Genomic DNA, 11,407 nt, shown 5'->3' on the forward strand with positions numbered 1-11,407 from the left:
CCTCATGATGATTACTGTACAAGAGCGCAGGTAGACCAAGAGCTGGAGGCATTCCGTGTTAGGCACATGCATGCCGCCTTTTATGCTTCTGAAGAGGGGCAAACCCTCAATAAGGGTAAAGAGCCGGATGAGTGTCTAGTTTTGCGGGATGGCTCCTCGTCACCTTACTGCATCAAGGAGTTGACAGCGTGGCTGGGCTCACCATTTATCCCTGAAAATTTCAAGATCACTCCTGAGGGCAAGGTCATGTTCATGGCTGGTAAATCCCCCTCCGAGGTTTTTGAGGGAGTCACATTGCCAATAGCCACATACCTGGACAAAGACGGTCGGCTTGAAGCCGTGGAGCTGGCTTGCCTTGCTCCCGATGGCAGCGTAGTTACCTTCCAGTTATCCCTGAAGGACATTCATAACGACCTGAAAAAAGTCAAGACAACGCTGAGCTCTTACCGACTCGCTTACTACCAAGGAACAGAGAGCCTACTAATGCGCTTTATGCTTGGCTGCGCGAAGATGGAGCTGATGAAGTCCATTTACTTGGTGGAACAGGCAGGTTTTGTGCCTGAAAAACAGGTCTATGTGACTCATGAAGCTACCCTGAGCCGCGAAGATGGTCACCCAGCAAAGCAGTACCGATATCGACTTCGCAAGCAGCTTGGGCAACTGAGTTCTAGAGATTCATTGGAAGCCTGGAAACGGAATGTCGCGGAGCCAGTACGGCAGTTCCCGATAATGGTGTTTTCGATATTGGCGATGCTGACCAATGTGTTGATAAACCTGCTGCAAAAGTCCTCAACGATAGTTCATGTTCATGGCCTGAGCTCCGTGGGGAAAACGACTCTAGCGATGCTGGCTCAGAGCACAGTAGGACGGGCTACTGACCCTAGTGAGGATGGTAATTCTGCTATTAGAAAATGGCACAATACTTTCAATGCATTGATATCACTCATTGAAATGCACCATGGGATGGGGTTGGTACTTGACGAGTTGGGTTCGTTCACCGGGAAGAATTTCAGCTCGCTCATGTATGCGATGACAAATGGGCAGAGCAAAGGGCGCTGTGAAAAAGACGGCTCTCTGATTGAAGCCCAAAATACAGCGGCGCTCTGCATTTTCTCGACGGGCGAAATGAGCGCTGATGATTTTTTGCGCAAACTGCGTGACTCTGTAAACTCAGGTGCTCGTGTCCGGATGCTTAATATCGAGATCCTGCAGGATGATGCCAGGCTGCCCGACGAAACCCTGGCCCAAGCCAAAGCCCGGATTGACCAACTCAAGGCGGCCTGTGGTCAATACTACGGCACAGCCCTTCCGGCTTTGGCACAAGGGCTGTTGAACTTGCCGGAGGCCACTTCTTATGAGGCTTTGCAAGAGTTAGTTCGCAACCGGGTTCATGAGTGTGCCGAGCGCCTGATGCAGATGGTCGATGGCGCGATGGATTCACCTCTGGTTCGTCGTGGCCTGGATTTCTTCGCTTTAACGCTGGCTACCGGCTTGTATGGTATCGAGCTGGGGGTGTTGCCCTTCACGAAGAGTGAGGTGGAGGCCGCCGTGCTTGAGGGTGCCAATCGCTGGGTTGCGTCCTTGGAGGATCAACTGGATGACGTCACCCGTGCCGCTACCCAATTCATGAATACGGTAGCACTCCAACGACATAAAATTCATCTTGGCAAGCCAGCCGTAGTAACAAGGGAGCTCCTGGGCTTCATAGAAGGCGAACGGTGTTACATCTTTAAGGAGCACTTCGACAAACTGGTTCCGAGCATGGGTAATGCTGTTAAAGCATGGTTGTCCGATAACCAGTATCTTGAGAGGTATGCACCAGACCGCTATGTAAAAGATATCAAGGTAGCGGGTTTGGATAGTAGCGTTTACTCGTTCTATTTGAATAGATTATTTGGTGGTGCTGGTGAGGTTATCAGTAGCCATGCCGGAGAGAGTGGCAGCCTGAAGGGCTCGCAGCCAAAACGCGAACCATCAAAGCGAGTTTTTAGCCGATTCTCAAACAGCAAGACCGGTAGCATCAGCGTCCCCCCCACATCTGAAACACCGGAGGAGACGACACACATCGAGCAGTTTTAAGAGTAAGGGGGGCCAGTGCGAACTGGCCCCCTTGCTTTATGGGATCCGGTGTCAAAAGCAGGCAGCAAGGGGAGGAACGTTTTAGCAGGCCGAGAAGGCCAGGATGATCTTGTTGCGGAGGTTTGGAGGGCGGCGCAGCCAAAACGGCTCATTGGGTCGCTAAACCGCGATACAGGTGCCTAGCCATGCGGGGATTACCCCGGTATTGCTCACTGGTGTGATCTCAGCCTGTGCTGTCGAACGGTCCAAAAAAAAGAGGCCAGTAGAACTGGCCGCTTTGTCGTTACGAGCGTTTCGTGGCAGATATCGCTCACAGGAGTCAACTAATGACCAACTAACATGTACGCGTTGACGTTATCGATATACTTCATATCCGGCAGGAACGCGGTCTTCATTATCGACTTCCTCTCGGGATTCACCGATCACCCGGTTCACCCGATCCCAGAAAGCCTGGCCATCCGTTTCGGTCAGGCCGTATTCCTGCTTCACCTCGCGCTTTGCGGTGGACTCTTTCATTTGGATCATTTTACTCATGCATCACTCCTTGGATTGCTACTGCTTGATGGTTGACGACAATGCAAAACTGCGGCGACAGGTGGTGTCGCGGCATGTCAGGCGCTGTCGCCAGATGTATAAACTGGGATCTTTGTCACAAATGAATCAGGGTGGAGCCTGACTCATCAGGGTCAATAGATGGCGTAACTCACGGACGATCTGCTCATGGATAAAACCGGGCGAGATCACGGTGAGCCCCGGCATCCAGGATTTGATGACGGGCAGAATTTGATTGGCATCGAGTACGCGACTGCTCAATAACAGCGCACCGTCATCCAGGGTTTTGACAATCTCTTGCTCAGGCAGCAACGGGCGATACTGAAAGTTGATGGCGATGGCGGCACTGGCCTTGAGGAGCACCTCGATCATGCCGGAGCGCCAGAGCGTCGGGTCGGTATCGATTTGTCGTTGAATGAGCGCATCACGGGTAAAGGTCTGTTGCGATAGCTCAACCAGTGTGATGTTGCTCAGCGGATAGGCTTGCAATCTCCCCTCGCTGACGCCGACCAAGTGCCAGGTGCCCTTGTAGTTGACGAGCTGATAGGGGCTAAACAGCTGCTTGCGCTGGTCTTTGGTGATGAGCCAGCATTGCAGATGCTGGGTCATTGCCTGCTCTAATACCGGTAACTGGTGGCTCAGTGAGTCGGTAGACTGGGCATCGAATCCCTTGATGGCGAAGAGGCTTGGGGTGTCTCTGTCCAGCACCTGGCCCAGACGATGTTCACTGGCGCGGGGGAACAGGTCGGTGATACCCAACTGTTCGGCCAGCTTTCGCAGTTTTCTGTCGTTCTTGTGATTGAGAAACTCAGGATCCAGCCAGTATTGCTGGCTGCGGTGCTCTATCGGTAGATAGTTGAGGCGTTGATTGAAATCCCGCTGCAGGGTGCGCACGGTGACGTTGTACTCGGTGGCCAGATCACTCAGGTGTAGCTTCTCACCACTGTACAGGCGGGTGAGGAGCATACCGAGGCGTTGAGCAATCTTGTCGTGTTCGTGCATACTATCAAACAAGGGGAATAGCCGTGTCGCGGATTATCCAAACAGGCCGCGACACGTCGTGACGAATTGGATTGCAGGCAGTTTTTCGCAAAACCCATCATCGACGATGGGCTTTTGTCATCAGGTGAGGGGTTTTGTTATCAACCGGGGCGTTGTTGCCCAAATCAGTTGTAAGAGCACAGCTTCCCCAGCCCCAAGTGACCGCTACACTCAGGGCTGTCTGACGGGCAGACCAAGGCTGTTCAGTTTGTTTATTGCTCCAACATACGCCATCACTTCCCCTACCTGACCGTTGTATGTTCGCAGACTGATTTTCCCCGCCAGCAACTGCTTGAACCGATACATCGCTGTTTCCGCCAGCGAGCGACGGTGATACCCCGATATCTTCTTCCAGTGCGCCAGCCCTTCCTTGCGCATTACCTGCACAGCCTCATTTCTTGGATGTCCCTTTTCCCATAGGCCAGCGTTCTTGCGAGGTGGGATACAGGCTGTCGCCCCTTTGTACGAGATAAGCTGATGGCTGGCCTTGCTGTCGTAGGCGCCATCCGCATAAACCCGGCCCAGCTTACGCCGCAGTGGATTGAGTAAGGTTGGCAGCACCTCGGCATCATGGACATTCTCCAGTGACACTTCTGCTGCCACGATATCGTGGGTTGCCGGGTCCACCGCCAGATGCAGCTTGCGCCACACTCGCCGTTTCTCGGCGCCGTGTTTTCTGACCTTCCACTCGCCTTCACCAAATACCTTCAGACCGGTCGAGTCGATGACCAGGTCGGTGATACGCCCCTTGGCCGGCTGCCGATAGGCCACCGTTACCGTGCGGGCCCGCTTGCTTACGCAGCTATAGTCCGGTGCGCACAGCGGCACATTCATCAACTCGAACAAGGAGTCGAGTAGCCCCTGAGTTGCGCGAAGCGTGAGGTTAAAAATCCCCTTGAGCATCAGGAAGGTTGAGATGGTCTGGTCGGTGTAGAGCTGGCTGCGGCACCGTCGTCCGTGATGGTCGTGGTGGAACCAGTTGTTCATGACCTCGGCATCACCCCAGAAGGTGAGCGAGCCACACTTAATCAAAGATTTGTTGTATTGAGGCCAGTTAGTGATGGAGTGAAGCGACGCGCCCATGATGCAGACTTGAAGGGAATGGTAGTGATCAGATCACTGCGTCCTCAGTTAGTTCCATTCACGCTGCATCGATTTGGGAACAACGCCCTTCGCGTATCATTTTTGAACATTGGATGGCGCCTTATGACACCAATGCCTTCCTTCATGTGGAAAGAGGTCGCCAAGCTGGCAGTGGGCTAGCGAGTGTCACTGAGCGGGAACTTCACATTCATCTTTACCCCTGCTTTTCACGCGGGAAAATTTGGAACCCGCCTTCGGACAAGGGGCGGAGGAAATTGCCATCAAGGGGTAAATTCAGTGTTTTTACTCTGATCCTGGGCTCATTTTGGTGCGAATCTCTGTACAGTTTGTGACGCCTCTTGTGTAAAATCCTCAGCCCGATTTTTCTCTCCAGCCAAGCCATGGCTCAGGCCGTTATCCATCCCAGAGTGAATCAAGTGACCGCGACCCACCCCATGCTCGACAGTTATTACAGCCACGACCTAGTGTTCTTCTCCATCCTGCTGGCGGTGCTCGCCTCCTACACGGCGCTGAACATGACGAGCCGGGTGAGCCAGAGCCAGGGAAGGGCCGCCGTTCTGTGGCTCACGGGGGGCGCCTTTGCCATGGGGCTCGGCATCTGGTCCATGCACTTCATCGGCATGCTCGCCTTCAACCTGCCCATCGCGCTCGGCTACGATCTCCCCCTCACCGGTCTCTCCCTGGTCGCGGCCATCGGCTCGTCGGCCTTCGCCCTCTGGCTGGTGAGCCGCCCCCAGCTCCCCTGGGGCCGGATCCTGTTCGGGGCCGTGCTGATGGGGGCCGGGATCGCCACCATGCACTATATCGGCATGGCGGCCATGAAGATAATGCCCGGCATTAACTACCAGAGGGGGCTCTTCGTCCTCTCCATCCTCATCGCCGTGCTCGCCTCGGGGGCCGCCCTCTGGATTGCGTTCAGGCTGCGCAACAGCAGCCCACGCGCCTTCTTCAGCAAGGCTTGCGCCTCCCTCGTCATGGGGGCCGCCATCATCGGCATGCACTACACCGGCATGGCAGCGGCCCAGTTTCCGGAAGGGAGCCTGTGCGGCGCCCTCTACACCGGGCTCGATACCCAGTGGCTGGCGACCGTGGTCATCATCGTGACCCTGGCGGTGTTCGCCATCGCCCTGGTGCTCTCCATGCTGGATGCCCAAGCGGCGCGCCTCTCGACCTCCCTCCACCAGGCCCACAACGAGCTGCTCAAGCTGGCGCTGCACGACAGCCTGACCCGGCTGCCCAACCGGTTGCTGTTCGCCGACCGCCTGGAGCAGCGCATTCAGGAGTGTCAGCACAGCCAGCGCAGCTTCTCCCTGCTGTTTCTCGATCTCGACGGCTTCAAGATCATCAACGATGCCCACGGCCACCACACCGGAGATCTGCTGCTGGTCGAAGTGGCGGAGCGGATCTCCGCACTGCTTGGCCCCAATGACACCGCCTCGCGCTTCGGGGGGGATGAGTTCGTACTGGCCCTGGCGCCGGGGGATGTCGGCCAGACCACTGCCTTCGCCGAGCGTCTGCTGGCCGCCCTGGCACAGCCCTATCAGTGGGAGCACCACAGCCTGCACATCACCGCCAGCATCGGCATTGCGGTCTACCCCCAGGATGGCACCAGCCTGCACGAGCTGACCCTCAACGCCGACGCCGCCATGTACTACGCCAAGGAGCGGGGGCGCAACCACTACAACTACTTTGACAGCGCCATGAATGCCAACGCCCACCAGCAGTTCCTGCTGCAACAGGAGCTGCAACACGCCCTGGAACGGGGGGAGCTCGCCCTGCACTACCAGCCCAAATACGCTGCCCGTAGCGGCGAGGTGGTCGGTGCCGAGGCCCTGCTGCGCTGGCAACACCCGCAGCTGGGGGCCATCTCGCCGGCCCGCTTCCTGCCCCTGGCGGAGAAGAGCCGACTCATCATTCCCATCGGCAACTGGGTCATCGACGAGGCGTGCCGCCAGATGAGCCGCTGGCGTGACGCGGGACACCCGGACTGGAACGTGGCCGTCAATCTCTCCACCATACAGCTGGCCAGCCCCGGCCTGCTGGAAGAGGTGGAATCCGCCCTCGCCCGCCATCGGCTGGAGGCCCGTCACCTGACTCTGGAAATCACCGAAACCACCGCCATGGAGAACGCCGAGGAGAGCCTGGCCATCCTCAACCGCCTGGCCGAGCTCGGGCTTGGCATCTCCATCGACGACTTCGGCACCGGCCACTCCAGCCTGCTCTACCTCAAGCGCTTTCCCGCCAACGAGCTCAAGATAGACAGGGGCTTCGTCACCACGCTGGCGCCACAGGGGGACGATGCCACCATCATCGGTGCCATCATCGCCCTGGGCCAAGCCCTAGAGATGCGCATCGTGGCCGAAGGGGTAGAAACCGAGGAACAGCGCGCCCTGCTGACCCTGCTCGGTTGCGACACCCTACAGGGGTATCTGCTCGGGCGTCCCATGACGGGCGACCAGCTGCTGGCGCACTGCCGCGCCGAGGCGGCAATCCCAGACAGCATGTCCGCCTTAAGCTGCCCCCTATCTGCGCCCATCACGCATTCACCGATTGCGCCTTGCCTTGGCTTTGGGTAGGCTGCGACAACATGACTCAAATGCTGCCACCCGTCCCGTCAAACGGTGCAGCCTGCACGTTCTCCCTATCGCAACAAGGCAGTTCACACCAGGAGCAACAGATGGCCAGATCGGCATCAACCCAGAAGGTGAGTGAACCACGATTAATCAAAGACTTGTTGTATTTAGGCCAGTTGGTGATGGAGTGAAGCGACGTGCCCATGATGCAGACTTGAAAAGGATGGTGGTGATCAGATCACCAAGTCCTCAGTTAGTTCAATTCAAGCTGCATCGATTTGGGAAAAAAACCCTCAGGTGTAGTTTCTCACCGCTGTACAGGCGGGTGAGAAGCATACCGAGGCGTTGAGCAATCTTGTCGTGTTCGTGCATATCATCAAACAAGGGGAATAGCCGTGTCGCGGATTATCCAAACAGTCCGCGACACGGCGTGACGAATTGGCTGGCAGGTAGTTTTTCGCAAAACCCATCATCGGCGATGGGCTTTTGTCATCAGTAGAGAGGTTTTGTTATCAACCGGTGAGAAGCGGTTGAGCGGGCCAGGAAGGCACGGTAGGTGAGGTTGTGGCAGTTGGTGGAGGGAATTAGCGAAAACTGGTTCTCAGGTGACTCAATAACGATAAGCGGTATCTGACTTGATTGTCAGACACCGTTATTATGTCAGCATATTGTCACTTATGTACGCAAACACGAGCCTTCCCTGCTTTCTTGGCTTCGTACATCGCAGAGTCAGCTTGGCTAATCAGTTGAACGGCATTGATTATATCGTCAGCATGATGGATTGCTATGCCGATACTGGCACTGATAACAGCTGTTGTTGAATCGAGTTGTATCGGCTGTTGGATGGCCTCCAATATCTTCTGCGCCAGCATATTGACATCGGGAGTCCCGTGCTTAACGTCCTCCAACACGATCGTAAATTCGTCACCGCCTAAACGTACTGCTGTATCTGTTTGTCTAATACTTTCCTGTAAGCGAGTTCCTATGACACGTAATACGGAATCGCCGGCTTCATGACCGTGTGTATCGTTGATTTGCTTGAAGCCATCAAGGTCGATATAAAATAACGCTAAAGATGTCTGAGTCCGCTTGGCGCGGGCTATTGCTGCTGGCAACAAGTTGAACATAGCACGCCGGTTATACAATCCAGTTAGCGCGTCATGAGTGGCTTCGAATTCGTGGATTGCCTCGGCCTTTTTTCGCTCCGTGATATCATGCAGGAACGCACTAAAAATTGTTTTCCCATCAATAAATAAAGAGCTAATTCGGACTTCAACAAGTAAGGTCATGCCATTGCGGTGTACCGCTGTCAGCTCGATATGTTGATTGAGGACATGGTGCTTACCGGTAGCCAGATAGCGTGCCAACCCTGCACGATGAGCCTCACGCATTGAGGCCGGGATGATCGTTTCATCCAGTGGGCGGCCAATTGCCTCTTCGCGGCTCCAACCGAATGTATGTTCTGCTTGTTGATTCCAGTCGCGGATCACACCGTGGTGATCAATGCATACGTAAGCATCGTTCGCGTTTTGGAGCACCATTTGCAATTCAGCTTCGCGTCTACGTAATTCCTGCTCAAACCGAAGCTGCTGAGCGATAGAGGCGGACAGCATTTCATTAGCTAATTGTAGGTCTTTTGTTCTTGTTTCTACTCGACTCTCCAATTCTTTATGTAACTTAGCCAAGGATGCTTCTGCTTCTTTTTGCTCCTGTATATTTTTAATAATTGAGATGAAATACTCTAGCTCACCTTTAATGCTCAATTTCTTGGTGACTATCAGGTCTATCCAAACAGAACGTCCTGATTTAGTGATGTAACGTTTTTCCAGCTGATAGTGGTCGATATCATTATTAATTAATTGCTGTAACAGGGATAAGTCAGTATCTAAATCGTCTGGGTGGGTTATATCCTGAAATGTGAGCTTGAGAAGCTCATCTTGGCTGTAACCGACAATTTGGCATAACGCATCGTTGACACGCAACCATCCGCCGTCTGGCGCAACCATCGCAATACCTACACCTGCACGTTCGAATATAGTCCTGAAACGCGCTTCGACATCCTCCAAGGCTTGTATGGCTTGCTCGGAACGCGCATGACTCAAAAGCACCGCTTCACGCATTTGCATTTCTTTGCTAACGAGTGCGGCAAGGTCAATCAGAATGCTTATCTCATCAGGACTTAATTGTCTAGGTTTGGAATCGATAGCACATAATGTGCCTATTGATAGTCCACCGATACTACGTAATGGCACACCGGCATAGAAGCGAATATTCGGATTTCCCGTTACGAGAGCATTACTCATGAAACGCGAGTCTTGCGTTGTGTCTGTCACGATCAGCGGGGTTGTTTGCGCTATGGCATGAGCACAAAAAGCAACTTCTCGCGGGGTTTCATTTGTATCAATACCTATCCGTGATTTGAACCACTGTCGCTCAGTGTCGACCAGTGAAACCAATGCAATGGGGACATCTAATATGCGTGCAACTAATCGGGTTATGCGGTCAAAAACCTCTTCTGATGGAGTATCGAGAATGTTGAGGGCGTGTAGTAGTTTGAGTCTGCTTTCTTCATCTGGAGGAGTTGGATAAGTCGCCATGTTCGGTAGCTCCTGATGCCTGCCGAAAATATAACCATAATAAATATCAGGGGTGAGGTTAATGAGCAAATTTCTTTTAAAAAATTAATATGATATGTCTCACTTGTTGAGTTTTTTGGAGGGCTGGGGCAGCGTCAAGATGTTGAGTGATCATCCTTCGAGTGGAGAGGCTGTACTCGGTGGTCAGGTCATTCAGGTACAAGCTCTCACTGCTATTTAAATGTGTAAGGAGCTTTGTGAGCAACCGGTGAGAAGCGGTTGAGTGTACAGATCTAGTTATCACCTGACACCGGCCTCAAACCGGTGTCTTGTTTACGCTACTTTAGTGCGCACTTCCTTCGGTATCAATTTCAGACCCTTCTTGAACATGCTGTAGGGGGTCTGACCCTCCATCATCCTGCCCTGATGTGGCCGCTCGGTGTTGTAGTGTTCCAGGTAGCTATCCAGGTCTGTCTGCATCTGTTCTACCGACTCATACCAGGTCGTCCTCCCCTTGATACGGAAGTGCTCATCCAGCAGTGTGCGGTGCAACCGCTCGATAAAGCCATTGCTCTGCGGCCTGCGTACCTTGGTGGTCCGGTGCTCAATCCCCTCCAGTTGCAGGAACAGCTCGTAGGGATGATGGTCTGGGCGCCCACAGAACTCGCGCCCGTTATCTGACAGGATGGTATAGACCAGAGCCTCATGGGCTTCGAAGAACGGCAGTACCGTTTCATTGAGCACATGAACCGAGGTCACCGGCAGCTTGCTGGTGTAGAGCCGTCCCCAGGCATGGCGACTGTAGCAGTCCAGCACGGTTTGCAGATACACCTTGCCAACCCCCTTGAGCGCGCCGACGAAGAAGGTGTCAACCGCCACCAGTTCTCCGGTGTAGTGGACCTCAATCTGGCGTTCGCGAAACTCGGGGCTGAAGCGTTCTAACAGGCGGATCTGCTCGTCATTGAGCTCAATGGTCTGCTCCCGGTGGGTTTTCTCGAGGCGCAACAAGCGGTCATGCTTGGAGAGCAAGTCGTGACGTTGCCACACGCCACGCACACCGCCTGCACTGACGTTGATGCCTTGCAGAGCCAGTTCTTGCGCGACCCGCAGCGGGCCATGGGTTGGTCTGGTGAGAGAGTAATCGAGGATGGCTTGCTCAATCTCGGGAGCGACCCGGTTGGGATGAGCGCCTTTACAGCCGGGGAGTTTGTCGAGCAAGCCCTCGGCGCCATAGGTCTGGTAGTTACGGCGAATTTCGTAGAACTGCTGACGGCTGTAGCCGATGAGCTTGCAGGCTTTGCTGACATTATTGAGCTCTTTGGCGAGCTCTAGCAGGCTGAGTTTGCGACGTGCTACTTTCTCGTTGGTGGTCATACGGTGACTCCGGATAACACGGTAGGGGTACCGTTTTGTTATCCGGTTTGAAGCCGTATGACCACTCCCTTTTGTGGGCAACTGTCAGGTGAATACCATCTCCATACA

General features: G+C 54.3%; 7 protein-coding genes and 1 pseudogene. 2 read left to right on the top strand and 6 right to left on the bottom strand.

Features of this window, described 5'->3' with window-relative positions:
* Positions 1–66: 66 nt before the first annotated feature.
* Entirely contained in the window at positions 67–2,079 is a 2,013-nt protein-coding gene (locus AB5Y68_RS05530) for a DUF927 domain-containing protein (RefSeq protein WP_368206947.1), read from the top strand.
* Between the two features lie 354 nt (positions 2,080–2,433).
* Here the strand turns inward: AB5Y68_RS05530 and AB5Y68_RS05535 are convergent, their stop codons facing one another.
* The 3 genes from AB5Y68_RS05535 to AB5Y68_RS05545 all read right to left on the bottom strand — a co-directional run bounded on the left by AB5Y68_RS05535 (position 2,434) and on the right by AB5Y68_RS05545 (position 4,755).
* On the bottom strand, positions 2,434–2,613 hold the full coding sequence (locus AB5Y68_RS05535) for a hypothetical protein (RefSeq protein WP_029304370.1): 180 nt from the start codon (positions 2,611–2,613) through the stop codon (positions 2,434–2,436).
* A 126-nt stretch (positions 2,614–2,739) separates the two neighbouring features.
* Complete coding sequence (locus AB5Y68_RS05540; protein WP_368206949.1) at positions 2,740–3,633, bottom strand: helix-turn-helix transcriptional regulator; 894 nt, start codon at positions 3,631–3,633, stop codon at positions 2,740–2,742.
* 210 nt (positions 3,634–3,843) lie between these two features.
* Positions 3,844–4,755 carry an IS5 family transposase gene (locus AB5Y68_RS05545; protein ID WP_368206951.1) on the bottom strand — a complete coding sequence of 304 codons (912 nt, stop codon included), beginning with the start codon at positions 4,753–4,755 and terminating at the stop codon, positions 3,844–3,846.
* Positions 4,756–5,183: 428 nt separating this feature from the next.
* Here AB5Y68_RS05545 and AB5Y68_RS05550 point away from each other — a divergent pair, with 428 nt between their 5' ends.
* The gene (locus AB5Y68_RS05550; RefSeq protein WP_368206952.1) at positions 5,184–7,352 is read left to right on the top strand and encodes a putative bifunctional diguanylate cyclase/phosphodiesterase; all 2,169 of its coding nucleotides are present in this window, start codon (positions 5,184–5,186) and stop codon (positions 7,350–7,352) included.
* Positions 7,353–7,461: 109 nt separating this feature from the next.
* Here the strand turns inward: AB5Y68_RS05550 and AB5Y68_RS05555 are convergent.
* The 3 genes and pseudogenes from AB5Y68_RS05555 to AB5Y68_RS05565 all read right to left on the bottom strand — a co-directional run.
* Positions 7,462–7,554: pseudogene (locus AB5Y68_RS05555) on the bottom strand (IS5/IS1182 family transposase); the annotation flags it as partial.
* Between the two features lie 466 nt (positions 7,555–8,020).
* Positions 8,021–9,946, bottom strand: a complete 1,926-nt coding sequence (locus AB5Y68_RS05560) for a PAS domain S-box protein (protein WP_368206954.1) — start codon at positions 9,944–9,946, stop codon at positions 8,021–8,023.
* 312 nt (positions 9,947–10,258) lie between these two features.
* Positions 10,259–11,299, bottom strand: a complete 1,041-nt coding sequence (locus tag AB5Y68_RS05565; RefSeq protein ID WP_368206886.1) for an IS481-like element ISAs19 family transposase — start codon at positions 11,297–11,299, stop codon at positions 10,259–10,261.
* Between the last annotated feature and the right edge of the window lie 108 nt (positions 11,300–11,407).

Source organism: Aeromonas sp. R6-1 (genome assembly GCF_040908165.1).
Lineage (GTDB): Bacteria > Pseudomonadota > Gammaproteobacteria > Enterobacterales > Aeromonadaceae > Aeromonas > Aeromonas caviae.

Bases quoted from the DNA above. Each gene is read 5' to 3' on its own strand.
- AB5Y68_RS05530 (WP_368206947.1), top strand. From the start codon at position 67: ATGCATGCCGCCTTTTATGCTTCTGAAGAGGGGCAAACCCTCAATAAG.
- AB5Y68_RS05535 (WP_029304370.1), bottom strand. From the start codon at position 2,613: ATGAGTAAAATGATCCAAATGAAAGAGTCCACCGCAAAGCGCGAGGTG.
- AB5Y68_RS05540 (WP_368206949.1), bottom strand. From the start codon at position 3,633: ATGCACGAACACGACAAGATTGCTCAACGCCTCGGTATGCTCCTCACC.
- AB5Y68_RS05545 (WP_368206951.1), bottom strand. From the start codon at position 4,755: ATGGGCGCGTCGCTTCACTCCATCACTAACTGGCCTCAATACAACAAA.
- AB5Y68_RS05560 (WP_368206954.1), bottom strand. From the start codon at position 9,946: ATGGCGACTTATCCAACTCCTCCAGATGAAGAAAGCAGACTCAAACTA.
- AB5Y68_RS05565 (WP_368206886.1), bottom strand. From the start codon at position 11,299: ATGACCACCAACGAGAAAGTAGCACGTCGCAAACTCAGCCTGCTAGAG.